The organism is Pseudarthrobacter scleromae (assembly GCF_014644515.1).
In the GTDB taxonomy this organism is placed as follows: domain Bacteria; phylum Actinomycetota; class Actinomycetes; order Actinomycetales; family Micrococcaceae; genus Arthrobacter; species Arthrobacter scleromae.
Map to the genome: position 1 here is coordinate 498,140 of NZ_BMKV01000003.1, position 24,787 is coordinate 522,926.

At 64.8% G+C, this 24,787-nt stretch carries 22 protein-coding genes; 17 read left to right on the forward strand and 5 right to left on the reverse strand.

Annotated features, from left to right (window positions below):
* Positions 1 to 140 precede the first annotated feature (140 nt).
* From IEX33_RS10405 to IEX33_RS10415, 3 genes are all read left to right on the forward strand, one after another.
* Positions 141 to 1,370 (forward strand): S8 family peptidase, encoded by a 1,230-nt coding sequence (locus IEX33_RS10405; protein ID WP_188729876.1) that lies wholly within the window; start codon positions 141 to 143, stop codon positions 1,368 to 1,370.
* A gap of 65 nt (positions 1,371 to 1,435) precedes the next feature.
* Positions 1,436 to 3,652 (forward strand): DNA/RNA non-specific endonuclease, encoded by a 2,217-nt coding sequence (locus tag IEX33_RS10410; RefSeq protein WP_188729877.1) that lies wholly within the window; start codon positions 1,436 to 1,438, stop codon positions 3,650 to 3,652.
* Between the two features lie 276 nt (positions 3,653 to 3,928).
* Positions 3,929 to 4,315 carry a hypothetical protein gene (locus IEX33_RS10415; RefSeq protein WP_229675322.1) on the forward strand — a complete coding sequence of 129 codons (387 nt, stop codon included), beginning with the start codon at positions 3,929 to 3,931 and terminating at the stop codon, positions 4,313 to 4,315.
* A 29-nt stretch (positions 4,316 to 4,344) separates the two neighbouring features.
* Here the strand turns inward: IEX33_RS10415 and IEX33_RS10420 are convergent, their stop codons facing one another.
* Entirely contained in the window at positions 4,345 to 5,061 is a 717-nt protein-coding gene (locus tag IEX33_RS10420) for an HNH endonuclease family protein (protein ID WP_377089476.1), read from the reverse strand.
* A 261-nt stretch (positions 5,062 to 5,322) separates the two neighbouring features.
* Between IEX33_RS10420 and IEX33_RS10425 the strand changes: the two genes are divergently transcribed.
* The 13 genes from IEX33_RS10425 (at position 5,323) to IEX33_RS10485 (ending at position 21,079) form a co-directional block, all read left to right on the forward strand.
* Complete coding sequence (locus IEX33_RS10425) at positions 5,323 to 6,366, forward strand: LacI family DNA-binding transcriptional regulator (RefSeq protein ID WP_188729881.1); 1,044 nt, start codon at positions 5,323 to 5,325, stop codon at positions 6,364 to 6,366.
* A 201-nt stretch (positions 6,367 to 6,567) separates the two neighbouring features.
* Positions 6,568 to 8,028 (forward strand): extracellular solute-binding protein, encoded by a 1,461-nt coding sequence (locus IEX33_RS10430; protein WP_188729882.1) that lies wholly within the window; start codon positions 6,568 to 6,570, stop codon positions 8,026 to 8,028.
* On the forward strand, positions 8,025 to 8,954 hold the full coding sequence (locus IEX33_RS10435) for a carbohydrate ABC transporter permease (RefSeq protein ID WP_188729884.1): 930 nt from the start codon (positions 8,025 to 8,027) through the stop codon (positions 8,952 to 8,954). Before IEX33_RS10430 ends, IEX33_RS10435 begins: the two co-directional genes overlap by 4 nt.
* 8 nt (positions 8,955 to 8,962) lie before the next feature.
* On the forward strand, positions 8,963 to 9,874 hold the full coding sequence (locus tag IEX33_RS10440; RefSeq protein WP_188729886.1) for a carbohydrate ABC transporter permease: 912 nt from the start codon (positions 8,963 to 8,965) through the stop codon (positions 9,872 to 9,874).
* Between the two features lie 23 nt (positions 9,875 to 9,897).
* The gene (locus IEX33_RS10445) at positions 9,898 to 11,415 is read left to right on the forward strand and encodes a glycoside hydrolase family 32 protein (protein ID WP_188729888.1); all 1,518 of its coding nucleotides are present in this window, start codon (positions 9,898 to 9,900) and stop codon (positions 11,413 to 11,415) included.
* Positions 11,416 to 11,443: 28 nt separating this feature from the next.
* Positions 11,444 to 12,400 carry a carbohydrate kinase family protein gene (locus tag IEX33_RS10450; protein WP_188729890.1) on the forward strand — a complete coding sequence of 319 codons (957 nt, stop codon included), beginning with the start codon at positions 11,444 to 11,446 and terminating at the stop codon, positions 12,398 to 12,400.
* A gap of 153 nt (positions 12,401 to 12,553) precedes the next feature.
* Positions 12,554 to 13,624, forward strand: a complete 1,071-nt coding sequence (locus tag IEX33_RS10455; protein ID WP_188729892.1) for a LacI family DNA-binding transcriptional regulator — start codon at positions 12,554 to 12,556, stop codon at positions 13,622 to 13,624.
* Between the two features lie 78 nt (positions 13,625 to 13,702).
* Positions 13,703 to 15,379: an ABC transporter substrate-binding protein gene (locus tag IEX33_RS10460; protein ID WP_188729895.1), complete on the forward strand. Its 1,677-nt coding sequence runs from the start codon at positions 13,703 to 13,705 to the stop codon at positions 15,377 to 15,379.
* A 169-nt stretch (positions 15,380 to 15,548) separates the two neighbouring features.
* Positions 15,549 to 16,526 (forward strand): ABC transporter permease, encoded by a 978-nt coding sequence (locus IEX33_RS10465; RefSeq protein WP_188729897.1) that lies wholly within the window; start codon positions 15,549 to 15,551, stop codon positions 16,524 to 16,526.
* Between the two features lie 11 nt (positions 16,527 to 16,537).
* Positions 16,538 to 17,476, forward strand: coding sequence for an ABC transporter permease (locus IEX33_RS10470; RefSeq protein ID WP_188729899.1), 939 nt, complete (start codon positions 16,538 to 16,540; stop codon positions 17,474 to 17,476).
* Positions 17,473 to 18,435 (forward strand): ABC transporter ATP-binding protein, encoded by a 963-nt coding sequence (locus IEX33_RS10475; protein WP_188729901.1) that lies wholly within the window; start codon positions 17,473 to 17,475, stop codon positions 18,433 to 18,435. Before IEX33_RS10470 ends, IEX33_RS10475 begins: the two co-directional genes overlap by 4 nt.
* The gene (locus IEX33_RS10480; RefSeq protein ID WP_188729903.1) at positions 18,432 to 19,526 is read left to right on the forward strand and encodes an ATP-binding cassette domain-containing protein; all 1,095 of its coding nucleotides are present in this window, start codon (positions 18,432 to 18,434) and stop codon (positions 19,524 to 19,526) included. Before IEX33_RS10475 ends, IEX33_RS10480 begins: the two co-directional genes overlap by 4 nt.
* A complete protein-coding gene (locus IEX33_RS10485; RefSeq protein WP_188729904.1) occupies positions 19,523 to 21,079 on the forward strand; it encodes a glycoside hydrolase family 32 protein in 1,557 nt (518 codons plus the stop codon). The genes IEX33_RS10480 and IEX33_RS10485 overlap by 4 nt, the downstream gene beginning before the upstream one ends.
* 185 nt (positions 21,080 to 21,264) lie before the next feature.
* Here IEX33_RS10485 and IEX33_RS19475 read toward each other — a convergent pair whose 3' ends face one another.
* From IEX33_RS19475 to IEX33_RS10500, 3 genes are all read right to left on the reverse strand, one after another.
* Positions 21,265 to 21,612 carry a lytic transglycosylase domain-containing protein gene (locus tag IEX33_RS19475; RefSeq protein ID WP_308421970.1) on the reverse strand — a complete coding sequence of 116 codons (348 nt, stop codon included), beginning with the start codon at positions 21,610 to 21,612 and terminating at the stop codon, positions 21,265 to 21,267.
* A gap of 621 nt (positions 21,613 to 22,233) precedes the next feature.
* Positions 22,234 to 22,881, reverse strand: coding sequence for a response regulator (locus tag IEX33_RS10495; RefSeq protein ID WP_188729908.1), 648 nt, complete (start codon positions 22,879 to 22,881; stop codon positions 22,234 to 22,236).
* Complete coding sequence (locus IEX33_RS10500; protein WP_188729910.1) at positions 22,878 to 23,312, reverse strand: sensor histidine kinase; 435 nt, start codon at positions 23,310 to 23,312, stop codon at positions 22,878 to 22,880. The genes IEX33_RS10495 and IEX33_RS10500 overlap by 4 nt, the downstream gene beginning before the upstream one ends.
* Positions 23,313 to 23,517: 205 nt before the next feature.
* Between IEX33_RS10500 and IEX33_RS10505 the strand changes: the two genes are divergently transcribed.
* Complete coding sequence (locus IEX33_RS10505; RefSeq protein ID WP_188729912.1) at positions 23,518 to 23,688, forward strand: hypothetical protein; 171 nt, start codon at positions 23,518 to 23,520, stop codon at positions 23,686 to 23,688.
* 297 nt (positions 23,689 to 23,985) lie between these two features.
* Here the strand turns inward: IEX33_RS10505 and IEX33_RS10510 are convergent, their stop codons facing one another.
* Positions 23,986 to 24,714, reverse strand: coding sequence for a PspA/IM30 family protein (locus IEX33_RS10510; RefSeq protein WP_188729914.1), 729 nt, complete (start codon positions 24,712 to 24,714; stop codon positions 23,986 to 23,988).
* Positions 24,715 to 24,787 lie beyond the last annotated feature (73 nt).

The window sequence follows — 24,787 nt, forward strand, 5'->3', positions numbered from 1 at the left end:
GCCGTGCACGCAGTAACGCTGATGTAACGCTTCCGGGCGTAGAACTGGCGACGTGTGGGACCACCACGCCGCTGATACGTTCACTGCCGCAGCTGCGCCAATGGCGCAGACCGTTTCGTGTAGAGGCCAAGGAGCCCAGGATGTCCAAGCTGTTCAACCAGAAAATCATGATTCTGCGTGCGCCTTCCCTCGGCGCCACCCGTGATCCGTTCGATGGACCGGGGGCGTCCCCGGGGCTCGAAAGCACCGCCCAGAACATCGCCGAACGCGCTGTCAGCATGACGGTGGAGAGCGATGAGAACCCCTCCGCTTCAACCCTCAACGCCCTGCGGAACGACCCCACGGTCCTTGGCTTTGCTCCCGCCATGCCCATGAAACTCATCGAACCCTTCGATGCCGATGCTGCACCGTCCGCTGCGGCAACGTGGGGCGTCAAGGCTGTGGGCGCAGACACCTCTCCCTTCTCCGGCGCCGGGGTGACAGTCGCGGTCCTGGACACCGGCATCGCGGCCACCCACCCGGCCTTCGCCGGCGTCAACCTGGTCACAAAAGACTTCACCGGCGCGGGCAGCGCAGAAGACGACAACGGCCATGGCACCCACTGCGCAGGCACGATCTTTGGCCGCGACCTCTCAGGCCAGCGGATCGGCGTCGCACTCGGCGTCCAGAAAGCGGTCATCGGCAAAGTCCTCGGAGGCCCCAACGGCGGCAGCAGCGATATTCTTGCCTCCGCAATGCTGTGGGCCACCGACAACGGCGCCCACGTCATCTCCATGTCGCTGGGCATTGACTTCCCCGGATGGGTGGACGAGCTGGTGAACGTGCACGGCCTGACCATCCCCGCCGCCACGTCCATAGCGCTCGAAGGCTACCGCGCCAACGTCCGGCTTTTCGAACAGCTCGCCAACCTTCTCAATGCGCGGGCCTCCGTCGCCCAGACGACGATCGTGGTCGCAGCCGCCGGCAATGAGAGTGAACGCAACGGCAACCCCGCATACGAGATCAACGTGGCGCCTCCAGCTGCCGCGTTCGGGATCACGTCAGTGGCTGCCCTGGCCGACGGCGGAGGCGGACTCACTGTGGCCCCCTTCTCAAACACCATGGCGACTGTGGCCGGTCCCGGCGTCGGGGTCTTCAGCGCCTGGCTCAACGGCGGAACGAAAACGATCAGCGGCACCAGCATGGCCACCCCGCACGTGGCCGGCGTGGCGGCCCTGTGGGCTGAACGGCTCCTGGCGCAGGGCCCCCTCAGCCCCGTGCTCCTCCAGGCCAAACTCATCGCTTCCGGAACGTTCAAGCCCCTCAAGCCCGGCACGGACCCCGTGGACGTTGGGGCGGGCCTCGTCCAGGCACCCACCAATGCAAACTAGGTCAGCCCGGAGCTTTGGCCGAGCCGGTCATTGACCGGCTTGAAATCCCCCCCAGGAGCGGACACATGGTCATCCCGGACGACGTGCTCACCGCCACCCAGGCGCGGTTCCAGGCCCGCAAGGGTCCACGCCGGGGAACGGAGGAGAAGATCGCGGAGGCACATACCCCGCAGGGAAGCATCCTCAACGTGGACGCTCCGGAACGGGTGGAACTGCGCAGCCGGCGGGTCATGCGCCAGCCGATGGTGATGGACGCGCTCAAGGCGACAGCGGACACCTCGCCGGCAGTGCGGGGCCAGGTTCGGGACGAGCTGGTGCTGGAGCGGATTATCGGCGGGAACAACCTGCTGGGCATCGCTTTCCTGGAGTTAGGCACGGCGGTGGCACGCAGTGTGGGCAGGGTTATTGTCCGTGACCGGTTCCAGATCCGATCCTTCGGCACGGGGTTTATGATCTCGCCGCGCCTGGCCCTGACGAACAACCACGTGCTGGCAGACGCACAGTCCGCCCGCTTCTCCCGGCTGGAATTCAACTTCCAGAACGGCGTCAGCGGCCTTCCCCTGGCTGCATCGCAGTTCGACCTGGAGCCGGACACCTTCTTCCGGACGGACGCCGGACTGGATGTCACCGTGGTGGCGGTGGCCGCGACATCACGTCCCGACGGGGCGGGTGCCTCGGTTCCGCTGGCCGGCTTCGGCTTCAACCGGACGTCAAAGGAGCAGGGCAAGATCCTGCTGGGCGAGTCCATCAACATCATCCAGCACCCGGAAGGCCAGGAGAAACAGCTCGCGCTGCAGCAGAACGAACTCATTGACCGCTTTGACCAGTTCCTGCACTACCACACGGACACCTCTCCAGGCTCGTCCGGGTCACCGCTCTTCAACAACCAGTGGGAAGTCCTGGGCCTGCACCATTCCGGCGTCCCTGCCCGCAATGCGGCAGGAGACATCCTGACCGTGGACGGCACCGTGTGGGACAGGACGCAGGATGAGCTGCGCATCCAGTGGGTGGCGAATGAGGGGATCCGGATCAGCAGCATCCTGGCCTGGCTGGGAGCGAACGCCGACGGCATGACCAACGAAGAACGGGCCCTTCTGGAGGAAGCACTGAACCCGCCTGCCTTCCCGGCCGACCCGCCCCACCCGGTGGAACTTCTGGACCCGGTAAAACTGGACCCGGTGGTGGAACGGCAGGGCCCGGTGGAGGTCCAACTGCCTCAATCGGTAAAGCAGCCAGTCGCCACGGCGGAGGGGGCCGTGTCCCTCACCATCCCCCTGCACATCACAGTCCGGCTCGGTGCGGTGCAGGCGGCACACGAACCGGCCCCCTCGTCCGCAGGCCGGACCGCGGGCCCGGGGAGCGGGGACGCGGTTGGCACGGCTGGCGCTGTAGTCGAGGAAGCCGTGGCGATAGACCCCGATTACGAAGGAAGAAAGGGCTACGACCCCGACTTCCTGGATGTGCCTGTTCCGCTGCCGGTGCTCACGGCGGAACAACGTGCGGAGGCGGCGCAGAACCGCCGCCCGGCCCAGGGGCAGGACCCGACAGTGCTGACCTACCATCACTTCAGCCTCGTCATGAACCGCAGCAGGCGGCTGGCCCTCTACACAGCCGTGAACGTCGATGGCCGGCTCAGCCAGTCCCCCAAGCGGGACCGCGACAAGTGGTACTTCGACCCCCGGCTGGACCGGTTGGAGCAGACCGGCGGGGACCTCTACGCTGGCAACGACTTTGACCGCGGCCACCTCGTCCGCCGCCTGGATCCGGCCTGGGGTCCCGACGCCGTTGCCCGCGCAGCAAACGACGATACGTTCCACTTCACCAACTGCTCCCCGCAGCACAAGAAGTTCAACCAGGGGGCGTCGTTGTGGGCCGGCCTGGAAGACTACCTGCTGGACACGGCGAAAGCTGAAAAGCTGCGGCTCACTGTGTTCACCGGCCCGGTCTTCACGGCCAGAGACCCGAAGTTCCAGGGCACCCGCATCCCGCTGTCGTTCTGGAAGGTCCCCGTCTTCCAGCGTCCGGACGGCAGCCATTCCGCCAGCGCCTACATGATCAGCCAGCATGAACTGGTGGAGGGCATTCTCAGGGAGGCCTTCACACCGGTCACCTTCCAGGTACCCATCCGCAGGATCAGCGAACTCACCGGACTGGACTTCGGCCACCTCTTCGGCTGGGACCCGATGAACGACGAATTCGAACCGCTCCCCCGGGCCCAGGAAGCGCTGGCCACACCAACTCCCGCCCGTGAACTCCGTACGTTGGAGGACGTGCAGTTGTAGCCGCGCAGCCTCTCCAATTGGCGCGGGCCGGGTTCAGCCGTCAACCTCCGGCGGCCTTCCCACAGGGGTCCTTTAGGCTGAGGTTATGAATAACACCAGAGGAGCAACGCTCATTTGGTCGCTGGGGGCAGTTATTTTTTCTCTCATCGGCATCTCCATCGCAGCAGGCTCCAACGGTGCCTGGTACTGGGATCGAATCGGGCGATTGCCCGGCTCAGACCCTCAAATGAAAGCAGTCAGATGAGCCGTATCCTCACGTCAGTCGCTGGAGCAACCATGGCAGGCCTGCTCATGGTCTCCTTAGCATCCTGTGGGCTGGATCAGACAGCCCAGTCAGACACCCTGGAAACTGAGATGGAGGAAGCCGCAACCACTATCCCTGGAGTTCAGTCAGCCAATGCCCATGTGAACATGAACACCTCGGGAAACTTCATCACAATAAAGCTGGTTGGGACGAGCGCGGATCCGGACGTTCTCGGTGAATCCCTGAAGGAAGCCCTGCCGGTGATCCTTAACAAAGCCAGGGACCTCGACGGCGGTACGTTCTCCATCAGTATCTTCTCCCCCGATGACACCGTTGGAATAGGGCCCAGCGACATAGGGTATCCGGCGGGAACCGGTGACACGCTGAATGGGATCCGCCAGCACTTCCCCACCGAATAGCAATTGGAAGGCAGCCAACACCAAGGGATCTACCGGCAGCCCTCAAGGATGCTGACGATCGCGTCGTGTTCGGCTTGTGTGACCCAGAGTTTGTACGTGGCCTTGACGGCTGTTTGGCGTGCCACGTATTGGCATCGGAAGGCCTTGTTCGGAGGCAGCCACGTGGCGGCGTCCTTGTCGCCCTTAGCGCTGTTAGTTGGCCCGTCGGCAGCCATGAGGTTCAGTGGGTCGTTGGCGAGTTCCTTGCGCTGGCCGGCGCTGAGCTGCTGCGCACCCTTCTGCCAGGCGTCGCTGAGCGGGACGATGTGATCAATCTGCACGTCGGAGCTGGTGTCCTGGCCGCGGGTGAAATTGATAGTCGCGCCGGTGTACATATCGGCCAGGGTGCCGGCGGTGACCACGCAGTTGTTGGTGCCGGGCTTGAACGTTTCGTTGGTCAGATCCCGGGCAAGAATGTCATTGCGGGTGTCGCAGCCGTTGCGGTCGACGTCAGCCCAGGCTGGCCCGAACTCGTCCCGGTTGTAGCCCGTCTTAGGGGCCCGGCCCTTCACCGGGATGCCCTGCAGCTGCTCAAGGGCGTGGGCAACATCAACGGCAAGGGACGGGTCGGTTGGGGCCTCGGCTGCGCTGCCTTGAGCGGATTCAAGAACCTCAAGGGCGCTGGCTGCAGCGTCGCAACTGACGAGGGAGCCGGCCAGCAGTAGGGAGGCTAAAAGGGTTAGGGTCTGGGCGGCGGAGCGGATGATGTGAACGGTCCTTCTGTTGCAGCGGGCTGTTCCACGCTAGCTTCGACCATCGCCTGCGGCCGGGAGGCGTGCCCGTGGTGCCAGCCACACGCCGCGCTCCTGGAAACAGCGGCCGCGCCGTGTGATGAATCCAAGTCATTACCACTTCGGTTTCAATTGCCGCTTGACGAATCAGCCTGCTGGTAGCTGCAGCACCCAAGCAAGGCACCCCCCACCTCACACGAGTTAGGTATGCTAGGCCGAAAAGCAAGGGGGCCCGGTATGGTCAAACGTAAAGCCACGGCGTTGGACGTGGCACGGCGGGCGGGCGTGTCCCGCAGTGCGGTATCACTGGTGCTTAACGGCAGGGCAACCGGCAATGTCACCGCAGAACGCCAGGAGCGCGTGCTCCGCGCCGCGGCAGAGCTGGACTACACGCCCAACTCGGTTGCCCTCAGCCTGCGCAACCAGCAAACATCAACGATCGGCATCATCACGGATGACATCGTCACCAGCCCCTTCGCCGGCCGGCTGATCAGCGGCGCATCACGCACGGCCTTGGCCCGCGGATACATGGTCCTGGTGGTGGACACTGAACATGACCGGGCCCGCGAGAGCGCCGCGGCCCAGCAGCTCGTCCACCGGCAGGTAGACGGAATCATGTACGCCACCGGCAGCCTGCGCGAAGTCACCGCCCCGCCGGCGATGCTTACCTTGCCGGCCATTCTGGCCAATTGCACGGATGACGCCTCCCGGCTCCAGTCGGTTATACCGGCAGAGGTTGAAGGTGGACGGGCTGCGGCACAGCTGCTGATCGACCTGGGCCACCGCCGCATCACGCTGCTGACCGGAACCCTCAGCTCCCCTGCCGCCCCTCAGCGCGAACAGGGTTACCGCGAGGCGATGGAAGCAGCGGGGCTGGGCCGTGAACAACAGCACGTCCACGCGACCGGATGGGACATCGATGAGGGCTACCGGGCAGCTTCTTGCGTGCTGGGCGGCAACAACCGGCCGACGGCGATCGTCTGCTCGAACGACAGGGTGGCCACCGGCGTACTGCTGTACGCGGCCGCCGCAGGGCTGCGTGTACCGCAAGATCTGTCCGTGGTTGGCTACGACGACCAGCAGAACCTGGCTGCGAACCTGGTTCCCGCCCTGACCACCGTGGCACTTCCGCACGCTGAAATCGGAGAAATGGCCATGTCCATGCTGTTGGATGCGGTCGAAGGGACCGCCTCGGCAGCGGGCAGCGGGCAAGCAGGAACGCTCCACGTGCCCTGCCGGATCATCCCTCGGGCTTCCACCGCTGCCGTCCCGGCCGGCTAAGCGGCGGACGCTTCCACAACCAGGACGCAGCTGAACCCGGCAGGAACGGCCGCTCCCAGCCCCGGCCTGTATCTCTCTTTTCCTAACACTGCCTGCCCTTCCTGCATGTTTCCGATGACACGCAGGAACAGCCTCCGAACTACTTGACACGTGTTAGGTCGGGTATTTACCCTACTTAGCACGTGTTAGGAGGAACCGACAATGACGTCTGAAAAGACACCGGGGCAGCCGGACCCCTCGTTTGCGCCGCGGTCCCGCAGCGGGCTTTCACAAATCACGCGGCGTTCCATGCTGGGCCTTACGGGACTCGCCGTGGCGGGAGCCACCATGGGGGCCTGGCCCCGACTTACCGGGACTGACATACCGGGCCGTGGCAGCAATGCCCTGAACATCGCCATCCTTGGAACCGCTGCGGATGCCGCGGCCCGCCAAGGCCTGGTCCAGGCCTTTACCGCCGCCAATCCGGATATCCCGGTCCAGGTGCAGGCCATCCAGGGCGCGGACTGGAAGGATTTCTTTTCCAAAATCCTCACCATGGTGGCGGCCGGCACGCCCCCGGACGTGGTCTACGTGGCCACCGAGGGTGCACAGCTGTTCGCCGACAAGCTCGCCGAGCCGCTGGATGATTATGTCCGCCGGGACGCAGCCGACATGAGCGACTACTTTGATGACGTTCATCCGAGCCTGCTGGAAGCCTTCATGTACCAGGGAAGCCTGTACCAGCTTCCGCTGGACTGGAACGCAGCGAACATGTACCTGAATACCACCACCTTCGCCCAGGCCGGCCTTGACCGGCCGAAGGACGACTGGACGCAGGATGACTTCAGCGCCACCCTGCGCGCCCTGCGGAAAGCACGGCCGGCGGACTTCACCCCGTACTACTGGACCAACCGTCTTTTTGGCGGAGTAGTGCCGTGGCTGTACGCCAACGACACCAGCTTCCTCACTGAAAGCAAGGCTTCCGGCGGGGACTGGCTGTGGGACCGCTTTTACCCCAAGGACCCTGCCCGGGCCACCCGCGGTGGCGGGTACCAGTGGCTGGCCCCCAACGCCGAGGACGGGCGGGTTGTCGAGACCTTCGACTACCTGCGCGAACTTGTTGCCGAAGGACTGGGCGTGCGGCCTGAATCCGGGGGCGGCAACGCCCTGGTTGGCTTGTTCGGGAACAACCGCATCGGCACCACGCCGGCGGGTGGCTACTGGGCTCAGGGCCTGCATGATGCGGGCATGACGGCCGATCAGTTCGATGTGCAGTTCTTCCCCCGCTGGCGGACCCAGCGGCACCAGTTCGGCGCTGCCGGCTATGCGATCATGCGCACGGCGAAGGATAAGGACGCAGCCTGGGAATGGGTAAAGTTCTGCTCCAGCCGCGAAGCGATGCAGTTGGCCATTCCCAAGCCGAACACCACTCCCACCCGCCGCTCGATGGTGAACGAGTCCTTTTATGCCGCCACCGGGCCCCGGCACTGGAAGGTCTTCTACGACACCCTGGACAGGTTCCCCACCTCCGGTCCGATCCCCGCGCCGCCGCAGCAGGCCGCCGTGGAAACTGCCCTGATGAAGAATGTTTCCACCGCTGTCAGCGGCAGCTCCGCCGGCGTACGGACAGCGATGGGCACCCTGCAGCGTGATCTCGAACTGGCCCTCAGGAGGAACACATGACCACCACTTCCGCCGCCACGCGCCACACCGTACAGCCACCGGCCGCGCGCCGCTCGTTCGTCGAGCGATGGCTGGCGATGATTTTCCTGGCACCCACGCTGCTGGGGATGGCCCTGTTCACCTTCCTGCCGATCATCGGCTCGCTGGTCCTGGCCTTCTTCCGCTGGGACATCATTTCGGCACCCCAGTTCGTCGGTTTCGCCAACTTCGCCTCTTTGGCACAGGACCCCACCGTCCGGGTGTCCTTCGTGAACACCATCATGTTCGTCGTCGTCGCAGTAATCCTTCAACTCGGCATCGCACTCAGCCTGGCTTCCATGCTCCAGGCCAGGATGCCGTCCTGGCTCAGGGTCTTCCTCCGTTCCACCTTCTTCTTTCCCCTGGTGCTGTCCGCCGCGTCGGTGTCAATCTTCATGCGGTACATGTTCAACGAACAGTTCGGCGTGGTGAACTGGCTCCTGTCGCTCATCGGCATTCCCGCCGTCCCATGGCTGACCAGTCCCGTGGCCTCCGCCGCCGTCGTCGTCCTGGTGTACGTCTGGCAGAACTTCGGGTTCTCCTTCCTCCTCTTCCTCGGCGCCCTGAGCAACATTCCGAAAGAACTGCACGAGGCAGCAAACCTGGACGGCGCCACGGGCTGGAAACAGTTCAGCAACGTCACCCTTCCGCTGATCAGCCCCACCGTGCTGGTCGCCTCCGTCATGGCGATCATCAGTGCCCTGCAGGTCTTCGACCAGCCGTACGTCCTGACCAACGGCGGTCCAGGGGATTCCACCCGCACCGCCGTCATGGTGATCTTTGAATCCGCCTTCCAGCAACTGGAATTCGGCGAAGCCTCGGCCATCGGTTTGGTCCTGACCGTGCTCATTCTTGCCGTCACCGCCCTGCAATTCCGCCTCAGCCGCCGCTTCGTCTTCTACCAGTGAGGTCCCTTATGTCCAGCCAGACCCTTCACACCGGGACCGACGCGCATTCGGGTTCCAGCTCCGGCACACCGGCCACCCGCAAGCCCTACCGCAACCGCCGCCTGCCCGCGGCAGGAACCGTCGGCAGGTATGCCGCGTTAGCGGTGGCTGCGGCGCTGACCCTCGGCCCTGTCCTGTGGACCCTGTCCACTTCGCTGCGGACGCCGTCGGAATCCTTCAACCTGCCACCGTCCTTCCTGCCCATCAACCCTGACTTCACCGCCTACCAGGAGGTGTTCAAGCAGATCAACGTCGGCCTCCTGGTCCTGAACAGCGCCTTGGTGACCGGTCTGATCGCGCTTGGCCAGATGGCTTCCGCCACGCTTGCCGGCTACGCCTTCGCCCGCCTGGACTTCCGCGGCAGGAAGGCCATCTTCTCGCTGGTGCTGGCCACGATGATGGTTCCGGTGCAGGTCACCATCGTTCCGGTGTTCATACTCATCCGTGGGATGGGCCTGTCCGATACCCTGCTGGCCCTGATCCTGCCGGCCATTCCCACCGCCTTCGGCACCTTCCTGATGCGCCAATACTTCCTGGGCCTGCCAAATGACTTTGCGGAGGCGGCCGCCCTGGACGGTGCCGGACCATGGCGGATCTTCCGTTCCGTCTACGCACCCTTGGCGGTCCCGGGCATGGCCATCGTTGGGATCCTCGCCTTCAACTTCCACTGGAACGAGTTCTTCCGGCCGCTGATCCTCACTATCAGCGAACAGAACTTCACCCTCCCCCTCGGCCTGGTCACGCTCCAAGGCAACCTCGGCACCGGGAGCATATCGGTGGTCCTCGCCGGCGTAATCCTGTCCATGCTGCCCGCACTGGTCGTGTTTATCTTCGGCCAACGCACCCTGCGCGAAGGCCTCACGGCCGGCGCGAGCAAATAACACATACTTCTAAAAGGAACCCCATGGATACACTCACCTCGACCAGCACGGCAGCCACAACAGACAGCTACCGCCCGGTCCTGCACTACACAGCCAAGGACACCTGGCTCAACGACCCCAACGGCCTGATCTTTCACGACGGCGTCTACCACCTCTACTACCAGAACAATCCACTGGGAAACGTCTGGGGAAACATGTCCTGGGGCCACGCCACCTCCACCGACCTGCTGACCTGGACCGAACACCCCGTCGCCATCGCCTGCGACGAAAACGAAGACATCTTCTCCGGCAGCATCGTCCATGACCGTCACAACACCAGCGGATTCGGCAACGGATCCATTGGACCCCTCGTGGCGATCTATACCAGCGCCTTCAAACCGGGCTCCTTGCACGAGGGCGTCCAAGCCCAGTCCCTGGCCTACAGCCTGGACGGGGGCTACAGCTGGACAAAACACGGGGGCAACCCCGTCCTTAACCGCGGGTCCGCCGAGTTCCGGGACCCCAAAGTCATCTGGTACGACGGCGGCGCGGACAGTTACTGGGTGATGGTCGCCGTCGAAGCCACAGACTTCCAGGTGGTGCTCTACAAATCCCGCGACCTGCAGTCCTGGGAACTGCTGAGCACCTTCGGGCCGGCAAACGCCACCGGCGGGGTCTGGGAATGCCCGGACCTGTTTCCCCTGCCCGTGGACGGCGACCAGGACAACGTTAAGTGGGTCCTCACCGTCAACCTCAACCCCGGCGGTCCCAACAACGGCTCAGCCGGCCAATACTTCATCGGTGACTTCGACGGAACCACATTCACCTCCGCCAGCACCGTCACCGAGGGCACCCAGGACCCTGCCCGGCTCGGCGAATACCAGTGGCTGGACCGGGGCCGCGACTATTATGCCGCCGTCTCCTTCAGCGACGCTCCGGACAACCGCCGCCTCATGATCGGCTGGATGAACAACTGGGAATACGCCAACCACATCCCCACCACGCCCTGGCGCAGCCCCATGAGCCTCGCCCGCGAAATTACACTCCAGGCCCGCGACGGAGAACTGTGCCTGGTCCAGCAGCCCGCGGGCGATTGGAATGACCTGGCTGGCGCGGAGCCGTTCCACCTTTCCGGAACCACCATCCACGACGGCGCGCAGGTCCTGGCGGGCGCGTTCGGCGCCGTCCAGCGCATCGACGTCAGCTTCACCCCCGGAAGCGCAGAGGAATTCGGCCTCATCCTGCGTGGAGACGGTGCGAAGGGAACCCGCGTGGGTATCCGGCCCGGGCAGGCCACACTCTTCGTGGACCGGCGCGAATCCGGCAGGACAGACTTCCACACGTCCTTCAGCTCCATTGACACCGCTCCCATCCTGGCCAAGCAGGGCACCTACGACCTCACCATCTACGTGGATCGCTGTTCCGTTGAAGTCTTTGCCCAGGACGGCCAGGTCACCATGACCGAACTGATCTTCCCGGCGGAGAACAGCACCGACGTCGCCGTATACGCCGTCGGCGGCACGGCGACCATGAACAGCCTCCAGACCACGCAGCTCGGGTAGGGCAGCGCCAAAGCAAGGAACAACAGACATGCACAACAACGGGAACCCGAACGCTCCCGGGCAGGCGTTGGACGTCGTCGTTATCGGGGAAGCCCTGATGGACGTCGTCGCCACGCCTGAGGGGACCAATGAACATCCCGGCGGGTCACCGGCCAATGTCGCCTACGGCCTGGCCCGCCTGGGGGTGAGCACCGGACTGCTCACGTCCATGGGCACTGACGACCGTGGTGATGCACTCGAGGAGCACCTCTCCGGTGCCGGGGTGATGTTCTTGCCCGGCTCCCGGTCGCTGGAGAGAACGTCGACGGCGACCGCCACCATCGCCCGCGATGGCTCGGCGAGCTACTCCTTCGACATCACCTGGGATGTGGAACCGCTGGATCTTACCCAGACTCCGCCCAAGCTCGTCCACACCGGTTCGATCGCGAGTTTCCTGTCACCGGGCGCCGTCGGCGTCAAAGCCATGCTCGAGGAACTCCGCAGCGAGTGCATCATCACCTACGATCCCAACATCAGGCCAGCCCTACTCGGAACACAAGCCGAGGCACGGCACACTTTCGAGGAACTGGTGCACCTCACCAGCGTCGTCAAACTCAGTGACGAGGACGCCGCATGGCTTTACCCGAGGAACGCCTTGGAGGAAACCGCCACGCACATCCTGGGTCTGGGGGCGGAGCTGGCAGTCATTACCAGGGGCTCATCGGGCTCATTGCTTGCCACATCCACCACCACCCTCAGCATTCCTGCAGAAAAGACCTCCGTGGTTGACACCATCGGCGCCGGCGACTCCTACATGTCGGCCCTGATCCTGGGACTCCTCACCCGCGGAACCTGCGGCCTGGCGCCTTCCGTCCTCCACCAGCTGGGGTGCACGGCGGCCGCTGCGGCCGCGATCACCGTATCCCGGGCCGGCGCCCGGCCCCCCACCGAAGACGAACTCCGCACACAGCTTCAGCATCAGCCCCAGCTGCATTCGCACGCGTAGCACGTACCTCCGTGCGGCGCCCTGCGCACGGGACGTCACGCCCGGAAATGTAACCCTTGACACAGATCTAGTAACGCGCGTAACCTCTTCTATATGCGCAAGTAACGCGCGTTACCTATGAGGCAGCACCACCGACTATCACCGGAGCATTCAATGGCGAAAACCACCACCTCGAACCATGCCGGGGCTGCGCGGCAGCGGGGTGTCACCATGAATGATGTTGCCAAGCACGCGGGGGTTTCCCGGACCGCAGTCTCGTTCGTGCTGAGCAACCGCGAAAATGCCAGTATCTCCGAGGAAACCCGCACCCGGATCAACGACGCTGTCCAGGCCTTGGGCTACCGCCCGAATGCCGGAGCACGTGCACTGGCATCCCAGCGCAGTGACTGGTACGGAATTGTCACCGAGATCGTCACGGCACCGTTCGCCGTCGACATCATCAAAGGTGCACAAGACCAGGCCTGGCTCGACCGCAAGTTCCTGCTCATCGCCCCCTCTGACCAGGCCGATGCCGTAGGACCCAACCAGGGCCTGGAAGACGCCGCAACGGAAAAGCTGCTGGAGCAGCGCGTGGAAGGACTTCTGTACGCAGCCACATTCCACCGTGGCGTGCACGTGCCCGAAAGCGCCAAGGAAGTACCCACCGTCCTGATCAACTGCTTCGACGCCGACGGGAAGCTGCCCTCGATCGTCCCGGACGAACGCGCCGGGGGCCGCATCGCCGTCGAACGTTTGCTCCAGGCCGGCCACCGCAGGATCGGTGTCATCAACCTGGACCCGGCCATTCCCGCAGCAGTCGGGCGTTTGGAGGGTGCACGCGAAGCACTCGCCGAATCCGGGCTCGACCTGGACCCGGAGCTCGTGGTCCCCGGATACGCCACGGCGGACGGCGGGTATGAGGCCGCGTGCCACATCCTGGACCGCTACCCACAGGAGGACAGGCCAACCGCGCTGTTCTGCCTCAACGACCGCATGGCGATGGGCGCATACGACGCCATCAAGGAACGGGGCCTGACCATCCCCGGAGACATCGCCGTGATCGGCTTCGACAACCAGGAACTGATTGCGGCCTATCTCAGGCCCAAGCTGACCACGGTTGCGTTGCCGTTTGAAAAAATGGGCGCCCTGGGAGTCCAGACGCTCGCAGCTCTGACAGCAGGACAGCCGATTGTTGCCGACCAGCAATTAGTCGGCTGTCCGCTGCTAGAACGCTCTTCGGTCTGACCGCGAAATCACTAGCGAAGAGCCACCCCTCCCCCACCCCTTCACCTTGCTGATGAAGATAGGAAAGAGATAACCATCATGACACAACCCCGATTCCTGAGGGCTGCCCGCACCACGGCGGCCGGGCTGGCGGTAGGCGCACTGCTGCTGACCGGCTGTGCAGCCACTGAGAACAAGTCTGCCGGCACCGACGCCGCAGCGAACGCCAGCGCCTTCCTCACCATCCCGCGGGAGGACATGGGCACGTTTGTCCAGAACTTCAACCCGTTCGCGCCCACCGTCAACCCGATGGTCCAGCAGTCCATTTACGAATCCCTGCTGATCTTCAACCCGGCCAAGGGTGACACCGTGCCGTGGCTGGCCACTGAATGGGAGGCCGCCGACGACGGCAGGTCCATCACCTTCACCCTGCGCGACGGCGTTGAGTGGTCCGACGGCCAGCCCTTCGTGGCCGAGGACGTCGCCTACACCTTTGAGCTCCAGAAGAAGATCAAGGGCGGCTTCGAGTACCTGGACACCGTGAGCGCCGAAGGCACCAACAAAGTGACCTTCACCTTCAACAAGCCGTGGTCCCCGGCCCTCTACGACATCGGACACCTCACCATCCTGCCCAAGCACGTATGGTCCGCCCTTGCCGATCCGGAAAAGGACGCCAACGCAAAGCCCGTCGGCACAGGCCCTTACACCGAGGTTGACAGTTTCCAGGCCCAGTCGTTTGTGCTGAAGAAGAACCCCAACTACTGGCAGCCGGAAAAGCAGAAGATCGCCGGTATCAAGATGCTCGCTTTCGCAGGAAACGACGGCGCCAACCTCGCCGCCGTGAACGGCGACGTGGACTGGGCCCCGCAGTACATCCCGAACATCGAAAAGACGTTCGTTTCCAAGGACAAGGAACACCGCCACTACTGGTTCCCGGCCACGGGCGCCATGATCAACTGGCAGCTCAACACCACCAAGGCCCCCTTCAACGACGTCGAGGTCCGCAAGGCCCTGAGCATGGCCGTTGACCGGGAGCAGGTCACCACGATCGGCATGAGCGGCTACGCCGAGCCTGCGGACTGCACCGGACTGTCCGGCAACTACGAGACCTGGAAGAACAACGAGGTCAAGGACAACTGCACCTGGACCAAGCTGGATGTCCAAAAGGCCAACGAGCTGCTGGACAAGGCCGGCTACCCGAAGGGTGCTGACGGCAAGCGCACGCTCAAGGACGGCGAACCGTTCGAATTCAAGATCTCCGTGGGCGCGTCTTCTTCCGACTGGCTGTCCGTGGCCAACGTGATCGCGCAGAACCTGGCAGAGGTCGGCGTCACGGCAAAGGTGGAGTCCCCGGACTGGGCTGCCGTGGTTGCCGGCTACGAGACGGGCGACTTCGACTCCGGCATCGTCTGGAGCGCCAACGACCCCAGCCCGTACAAGTACTTCAACTCCTCCATGGGCACGGCGACCGTCAAGCCCGTGGGCACCAAGACGTTCGACAACTACCACCGCTTCGGCGACACCACAGCCGACGCCCTGCTGGCTGAGTTCGCTGCAGAGGCCGACGAGGCCAAGCAAAAGGACATCGCCAACAAGCTGCAGGAAGAGTACGACGAGTCCGCACCGCTGGTGCCGCTGTTCTCCGGCCCGGAGTGGGGCGCCTTCAACGACGCCCGCTTCACAGGTTGGCCCACCGAGGACAACCCTTACGCCACCCTTTCGGTCCGCTCACCTTCAACGGTACTGGTGCTGACCACGCTGGAACCGCGCAAGTAGTCCCCACCGCCGCCCCAGCCTCGCTTCGCGGCGGCTAGGGAACCCTCGGCGGCGTGGGCCAATCCACCGCTTCGCGGCGGCGTGGGCCCATCACGCACCACTGCTGGCCGCCGGATCATCCGGCGGCCAGCCCCCAAACTTTCCGCAATTCCCGAAATGGAGGGAAACCGTGCGCTTTATCCTGCGCCGCCTGGGTTTCTACCTGATCGCCTTCTGGGCATCCATCACCCTGAATTTCCTGCTCCCCCGCTTCATGCCCGGGGACCCCGTCTCGCGTATGTTCGCCCGCACCCAGGACAGAATGCAGCCGGAACAGATCGAGGCCCTGCGCAAGCTGCTCGGTGTCGATGACCGGCCCCTCTGGGAGCAGTACATCGGCTACATGACCAACATCTTCACCGGGCAAATGGGCGTTTCCATCTCCCGTTTCCCCACCCCGGTCACCGAGGTCATTGCGTCCCAGATCGGCTGGACCCTCCTGCTCGGCGGGACTGCACTGGTGATTGCCGCCGTCGTGGGCAACCTGCTGGGTGTCCTCGCCGCCTGGCGGCGCGGGGGCGCGATCGACTCCGCGCTTCCGCCGCTGCTCGTGTTCATCGGCTCGTTCCCGTACTTCTGGCTCGCGATGGGCGCCCTGTACCTTTTCGGCGTCGTACTGAACTGGTTCCCCATCCGCCACGCCTTCACCGCCGGCCTGGAGCCCGGGGTCACCTGGGAGTTCATCGGCGACGTCGGCGCGCACCTGGTGCTTCCGGCCCTGACCATCGTGCTGGTCTCCATCGGCGGCTGGATGCTGGGCATGCGGAACACCATGATCGCCACCAACTCCGAGGACTACATCACCATGGCCGAAGCCAAGGGACTCCGCCCGGGCCGCATCATGCTCCGCTACGCAGCACGCAACGCCATGCTCCCCTCGGTCACAAGCTTCGGCATGGGACTGGGGTTCGTGGTGGGCGGTGCGCTGCTCACCGAGGTGGTGTTCGCCTACCCCGGCGTCGGATACCAACTCCTCAACGCCGTCCAGGGCCTCGACTACCCGCTCATGCAGGGCCTGTTCCTGACCATCACCGCCGCCGTGCTGCTGGCCAACTTCCTGGTGGACATCCTCTACGTCCGCCTCGACCCGCGCGTGCGCAGCAACTAGAGGGAGCGATCATGACAACCGCAATCCTGCAGCAACCCGGCACAACGGCCGACAAAACCCCAGCTGCCCGCAAGCCGAACCGCAGCTTCGTCCACGGCCTCCTCACCAACAAAAAAGCCCTGGCAGGCATGGCCGTGATGCTCGTCTTCCTCGCACTTGCCCTGCTGGCACCGGTACTTTTTCCCGGCGACCCATCACGGATCACCGCCATGGCCTCCCTGGAACCATCAGCCGAGCACTGGCTGGGAACCACCGCCAAGGGACAGGACGTGCTCGCACTGACCGTCCACGGCTCCCGGAGTTCCCTCTTCGTGGGGCTCACTGTGGGCTTCGCGTCCACTTTCATCGGCATCCTGGTGGGACTTGCCTCGGCGTACTTCGGCAAGTTCATCGACGAAGCGCTGTCCCTGGTAACCAACGTCTTCCTGCTCCTTCCCGGCCTGCCGCTGCTGGTCATCCTGGCCGCGTTCCTCCCTCCGGGACTGGGCACAGTGATTCTTGTCCTTGTGGTCACCGGCTGGGCAGGCTCAGCACGCGTCCTCCGTTCACAGGCGCTCTCCATCCGCTCCAAGGACTTTGTGGCCGCGGCCGTGGTGTCCGGCGAACGGGCCGGCCGGATCATGTTCCGCGAAATCCTGCCCAACATGGCCTCGATCGTCATGGGCACCCTGCTGGCCTGTGTCATCTACGGCATCGGCGCCCAAGCGGGCCTGGAGTTCCTGGGTCTGGGCGATGCCAGCACCGTCTCGTGGGGCAACAACCTCTTCTGGGCAGGCAACGAAGGCGCCCTGCTGACTGGCAGCTGGTGGGTGTTCGTGCCCTCGGGCGTCTGCATCGCGCTGGTCGCCTTCGCCCTGGCCCTCATCAACTATGCCGTGGACGAGGTCACCAACCCGCGGCTGCGGAAGATCAAAACCCCGAAAGAAACCGAAAGGAGCGCCTCCAAATGACCATCTCCCAAGTGTCCTTCGGCTCCCACGAACCCGTCCTGGACGTCAAGGACCTCATCGTCAAGTACATCGGCGACACCCGCTCCACCACCGCCGTGGACCGCGTTTCCTTCAGCATCGGCACCGGTGAGGTGTTCGGTCTCGCAGGGGAATCCGGCTGCGGAAAATCGACCATTGCCAATTCGATCATGCGGCTGCTCAAGGATCCCGCGAAGATCGCAGGCGGCAGCATTTCCTTCGGCGGCAAGGACGTCCTGGCCATGAGCCCGGAGGAGCTGCGGCGCTTCCGCTGGCAGGACGTGGCCATGGTCTTCCAGTCAGCCATGAACTCGCTCAACCCGGTGCTGACCATCGGCGAACAGATCGTGGACATCTTCACCACCCACGCCGGCTACTCCCGCAAGGAATCCCTGCGGCGCGCGGCTGAACTGCTGGAACTCGTGAGGATCGACCCCGCACGCCTCAAGTCCTACCCGCACCAGCTCTCGGGCGGCATGCGGCAGCGGGCCGTGATTGCCATGGCCGTGGCCCTCAAGCCGTCCCTGTTGATCCTCGACGAACCCACCACCGCCCTTGACGTGGTGGTGCAGCAGGAGATCATGGCCCAGATCAAGGAACTCCAGCGCGAGCTCGGCTTCTCCGTCCTGTTCATCACGCACGACATGTCGCTCATGGTGGAACTTTCCCACCGCATGGCCGTGATGTACGGCGGCCGGATCGTGGAGACCGCGAGGGCCCAGGACGTCTACACCAACCCCCGCCACCCCTACACCCAGGCGCTGATGGGCGCGTTCCCGCCGCTCACCGGCCCGCGGGTTCCGCTGACGGGACTGCCCGACGGCGTGAAGTTCCGGAACATCCCGGACCTCACCGAGGCGGCACCGGGCCACTTCGTGGCTCCGCTTGGTGCCGACGCTGCAGTGATTGATTCCGAAGACCTGGCAGGAGCCGCACGATGAGCCACTCCCTGACATCCACGGTGGCTGCGTCCGCCACACGCACTCCGGCCCTTGAAATTCGTGGCCTGGGCAAGTCGTTCCCCATTGGAGGGCTGTTCTCCCGGGAGTCGGTCCGCGCCCTGTACGGTGTGGACCTGACAATCAACCGCGGCGAAATCGTCGCGCTCGTGGGAGAGTCCGGTTCCGGCAAGAGCACCTTGGCCCGCTGCGTTGCCCGGCTCGAGAAGCCGACCTGCGGCGCGATCCTGATCGACGGCGTCGACATCCTCAAGCGCGATCGGTTCCAGGCGTCGCGTGCGTTCCGGTCCCAGCTGCAGATGGTCTTCCAGGACCCCTTCGGTTCGCTGAACCCGGCCCACAGGATCGAGCATTTCCTGCGGCGTTCGCTGGCGATCCACGGCAAGGGCGGCGGTTCTGCGGAGGAGACCGTGCGGCGGCTCGAAGAGCTGATGACCACTGTTGGCCTGCAGGCTGACATGCTGAACTCGTATCCGCACGAGCTTTCCGGAGGTCAACGCCAGCGCGTTGCGATTGCCCGGGCCCTCGCCGTTGAACCACAGGTTATCCTGGCCGACGAGCCCACTTCCATGCTTGATGTTTCGGTCCGGATCGGTGTGCTGAACCTGATGCGCAAGCTCCGGGACGAGCAGGGCATCTCCATGCTCTACATCACCCACGACCTCGCGTCCGCACGCTACCTGGCGGACCGCACGGCAGTCATGTTCGCCGGTGAACTCGTTGAGGAAGGCGAGTCCCTGGACCTGCTGGCCAATCCCGCACACCCCTATACGCAACTCCTGGTTTCCGCTGTCCCGGACCCCGCACGGGCAGGCTCGTACGATCCCGTCCGCCGGGCCGAACTGCGGCAGGCCGTCATGGCTTCGACCACGTGCGCCTTCGACGGCGACCCGAACCAGGCCTGTTCGGCCGAAGAACCCGTGCGCCACCAGGTTGGAGACCCCGAAAACCGCCACTGGGTGCGCTGCCACCTTTACCGGCCGTGGGCCGGCGCCGCCGGCCATGCCCTGGCGGGCGAACCAACCCAATCCAACCGCCCGGCGTCGTCCGCTCAAGAAGAGGCTTCCGCATGACTGAACTGACCCACCCGCTCGCAACCGTTCCACAGGACGAGTTGGTTGCCCGGGCCGAAGCCGACCCGCTCCGGCCACGCTTCCATTTCGTGTCACCGGCCGGGTGGCTGAACGATCCCAATGGCGTCAGCCAATGGAACGGCACTTACCACCTCTTCTACCAGTACAACCCGGAGGGCGCGTTCCACCACCGCATCCAGTGGGGTCACGCCACCAGCACGGACCTCGTCACCTGGACGGACCAGCCCGTTGCCTTGGAACCGTCTGCAGGACCGGACGCCGAGGGCTGCTGGTCGGGGGTCCTGGTGAACGACGGCGGTACGCCCACCTTGGTGTATTCGGGGCGCTTCGAGGACAGGGAGCTACCCTGCGTCGCCGTAGGATCCCCGGACCTTCTGAACTGGACCAAGGACCCCGCAAATCCCGTGATCGCAGCGCCGCCGGCTGGAGTAGACGTCACGGCGTACCGTGATCACTGCGTCTGGCGTGAAGGAACGAAGTGGCGGCAACTGGTGGGTTCGGGGATCCGCCAGCGCGGCGGTACAGCGTTCTTGTACGAGTCAGCGGACCTGCGGAGGTGGGACTACATCGGGCCGTTGTTCATCGGCGATGCCTCGCAGGGCGACCCTGCGGACACTGACTGGACGGGGACCATGTGGGAATGCGTGGACCTTTTCCGGGCGGGCCACGGTTCGCTGGGGTCTGCACCTGCCGACGGCTCGCCGGATGTGCTGGTCTTCTCCGCCTGGAACGACGGCGACACCCGCCACCCGCTGTACTGGACCGGCCGATACGCCGGGGACAGCTTCGAGCCCGCGGCCCTGCACCGGCTCGACTACGGAGGCCGCTTCTTCTACGCACCGCAATCATTCGAGGATGAGTCCGGCCGGCGCGTCATGTTCGGCTGGATGCAGGAGGGCCGAAGCGATGCCGCGATGGTGGAGGCCGGCTGGTCAGGGGTGATGAGCCTGCCGCGAACCGTCACGGCGGCGGAGGACGGGACCCTCCGCTTCGCACCCGTACCGGAAATCAAGAAGCTGCGCCGTGACCACGCCAGCCTGCCCGGACAAGTGCTGGGCACTTTGTTGGCGCCTTTGGAAACCGGTGTGTCCGGCAAGCAACTCGACCTCGAACTGGACCTCCAGCTGGCACCGGGTGCTCTGGTGCGGGTCGGTGTACTGGGTTCCACTGGCGGAGCCACCTCCGGCAGCCCCGCCGAGGAAACGGTCATCGAGGTGCGAAGGGCGGTTGACGGCGCCGGCAATGGCTCGCTCCGCCTGGACCGCACTCGAAGCAGCCTTGATCCAGCCGTTGATGCGGAAGACAAGTCAGGACCTGTCCCCATGCCCGGAGGACGGGTGCACCTGCGCGTCATCCTGGACCGGTCCGCTGTCGAAATTTTTGCCAACGGGATAGCGCTCACCGCCCGCGTCTACCCCACCCTGGGCGGGGACCACGTGAGCCTTGCCGCCGAAGGCACGGCACAGGTATTGTCCCTCAACGCATGGACCATGGCCGACATTTTTGACGGTACCCGGAGCCTCTTTCCCTGAACCGGGAGCAGTACACCACCACCAACTCATACAGCAGCATGGAACCTGCCCAGTGCCGGTCATCCACAAGATGGCCGGCACGGGTCTTTAATGGGCGGCTGCACGGGAAGGCGCGAAACCACGCTGAACCGAGAGATCCAACGTTCCGCGTTACGCCAGGGAGTATGGCTATCTAAGAGTGGGGCTCATCCCGCGGCGCCTGCCTTCGCGGCGTACGCCCTGGCCTCATCATGCACTTTCCGGATGTAGGCATCGGACTGGTTGTAGGCGTAGATCGCGTCGGTCCACCCTTCCGCGGTTGTGAGGTCACGGCCGCCGGCACACAGATAAATCGCCGCACCAAGGGCGGCGTCGTCGATATTGAAGGGATCCGCCGTTCCGTCCGCGTTCCCGTCCCGCCCAACGAGCTGCCACGTGGAAGGAATGAACTGCATCGGCCCCACGGCACGGTCCCAGCGGGCATCCCCATCCAGGAGACCTGCGTCCGTGTCGGCGATGGCGGCGAACCCGGCACCGTTGAGAACCGGGCCCATAACCGGACGGCTCCCTTGCCCCGAAGCGGTGAGGCTACCGCCGCCGTACGTCCCGTGGGCTGTTTCAACGAAACCCACTGCCGCCAGAGTGTTCCAACCGATCCCGCACGCCGGAGCAGAAGCATTCACGCTCACGGCGGCGGCAACATACGCCCGCAGCGCGCGTTCAGGGATTCCGGTCTGCCCTGCAGCCCGGAATACCCAAGCGGCATCCGGGTTTCTGGTCACGTTCACAGCGGTGGTCATACCGGAGGACAGCACCTCGAGCTCAGCCTCGGCCCTCGGCGGTGGAGAAAAGGCACCAGGAGCGTTCGCGGCAGGTTGCCCAAGCGCCCAGACAAAGGACGCGGTGATGGCGCAAACCGCGAACAGGACAAGGACCAGGAGGCGTCTGAGACGAAGCACCGACTAATCAAACCATCCAAAGCCCCCACCATTGACAACGGGCTCAACCGGCGGCACTGATCGGGGCCTGTATCTCCTGCCCGGCCGGAAAGCCTCCCAACGTTGCGGCATACCGTGGCTTTCCTGCTGCCCGGTGCCCTGCTCGAGCCCCTTGCCTTCCTGGATCTCGGTTTTTTGATCCCCGCGACGCTGGCCTCTACGGCCCCCGCCCCAACCTCAGGTGCGGCCTGTCTCATGTGCCCACATGGCGAGCTCCACCCGATTACGCGCGCCGAGCTTGCGCATCAGGCTGGCCAGATGGGTCTTGACGGTGCTGGGACTGATGTGGAGATCGGTGGCAATCTCACTGTTGGTTCCGCCCTGCGCCACGCGGAGGAGCACTTGCTCCTCACGGGAGGTGAGCGGTTCTATTGGCTGCGCGGATGGTCCCTTCTGCGACCTGGCAAACGCCGCAAGTAGGCGGACGGTCACGCTAGGAGCGATCAGAGCATCACCGTCGGCTGCAGCGTGGATCGCCTGGGTCAGCAGCGCAGGTCCGGCGTCCTTGAGCAGGAAGCCCCGGGCACCGGCCTTCAACGCCCCATGGACGTACTCTTCTAGGTCAAAAGTGGTGATCACCACGATCGGCAGGGGGTCCGTGACGTCGGGTCCGGCGAGCTGGCGGGTGGCTTCGATGCCGTCCATCAGCGGCATGCGGATGTCGAACAGGCACACGTCCGGGTGCAGCTGACGCGCCAGGCCCACCGCCTGGCGCCCATCGGCAGCGGCGCCCACGACCGCGATGTCAGGCTGGGCGTTCAGCAGCATCGTCAGGCCGGTGCGCACGATGTCCTGATCGTCGGCGATGAGCACCCGGATGGTCATCGGGGAGCGCCCGCTCGGGGCAGCATCGCCTCGACCCGCCACCCACCCGCGGACGGGCCAGCGTGGAACGTGCCACCCAGCAGCCTGGCGCGTTCCCGCATTCCGACCAGGCCGTCGCCCGACGGGCCGCCGCCGGCCGTGCTGGCGGCACCATCATCATCGACCGTCAACCGCACGTGCTCGGCGTCACCCACGACTCGGACGGCTACCCGCGTCGCGTAGCGGGCGTGCCGTCGCGCATTCGTGACCGACTCCTGGGCCAGGCGGTAGAGCGCGGCCCCGACCACGGGGCTGAGATCGTCGAGCTCACCGGACAGCTCCACGTCGACCCGCGGCCCTCCCTCGGTTTGACCGGCAAGCCGTCCGAGGTCAGCAACGCCCGGGCCCGGCGCGAAGTCCACCCCGGTGACGGCCTTGGGCTTGCGAACCAAATCCTAAGCATGCTTATGATGGTTGCAGTCGGATGGGGATGCGACTGTGAGGGGAATCGGGAAGGGTGCGCTCAGCGAACGGGGCGCACCTTTTTCGTGCCCGGAGGCTTGTCCGCTGACTTCTGGTCCCTGCGTGGGCAATTCCGGCCCTGATGCTGCGGAGTTGCGTCCGAGAATGAAAGCGGCACGGTCCTAGACTTTCGGTATGCACCCCTTAGTGGGAATCGGCCTGGTGTTCCTCGCCGCGATTGCCTGGTCGGTCACCATCCTGACCATGCTGATTGTTCTGGTCAAAGCCCGGCGCCGGCCGCCAGCCCACGTCAGGCGAGCAGTCCAGGATGCGGAGATCCAAAGCTCCGATGAAAGAGCGGCTTAGCCGAGGCTGGGTGCCACCGGCGGGCGTGTCCTCCGCTTTGGCTCGCACGGCTAGGCTGCTGCGTTCTTCGTAATGCGGTCCGCCGAGGATAGGGCCACAGTCCCCAATAGGTGCCGGACTGGCTTCTCCTGGGCCTCGGTCCTGGCCCCAAATTCGAGATCGCCGGCAGCAATCCTCTCGGCCGCGCACCGGCGGATACCGCTTAATGCAGTTTTATAGGCGCCCACTCGGTTGCCCGCGCCGCAGCAACACCAAGGGCCCGGCCGTTCAGATCCAGGGCCCTTGAGGGAGCCGTTCCTAGTCGTCGATGGCTTTCCGGTCGATGGACTTGAGGGCGGCGAGCCGTGCTTCCACCTCGGTCTGCTCACCGAGGTCTTCCAGGGAGGCGAACTGGGCATCCAGGGATGAGGAGGCGAGTTCCTGCTGGCCGCGGACCGTGGCTTCCTGGCGGCGGATGCGCTCCTCATACCGGCCGATGGCCGACGTCGGGTCGCCAGCGTCCAGGGACGTGAGCGCATCGTGGACCTGGGACTGGGCGGCTGCCGTCCGGGACCGGGCCACCAGTTCGTTGCGCTTGGCGGTCAGCTCGTGCAGCTTGCCCTTCATCTGGTCGAGCCCGCCCTTGAGCTTGTCGACGATCTCATTCTGCGCGGCCAGGCCGGGCTCCTGCCCCTTGGCCGTCGACTCGGCGGTCATCTGCCGCTGAAGAGCGAGCTTGGCAAGGGCATCAAATTTGTCGGCGTCCACACCGTTCCCGGCGGCCCGGAACTCATCAGCTTTGCGGGATGCGGCGATGGCCTTGTTGCCCCAGGTGTTGGCGTCGTTCACGGCCCGCCTGTAGTCCTCTTCGGCCATGCGGACGTTGCCGATGGTCTGCGCGACGGCGGCTTCGGCTTCGCGGATGTTGGCCGAGTAGTCCCGGACCATCTGGTCCAGCATCTTCTGCGGGTCTTCCGCGGAGTCCAGGAGGGCGTTGATATTGGCCTTGGCGAGCTGGGCAACGCGGGCGAAAATACTCTGCTTCACGGGGGTCTTTCTATAGGGGGTGGAATTCGAATTTTATGTGTACGGCGCCGCCGGGACCACTCCCCGGACCCAC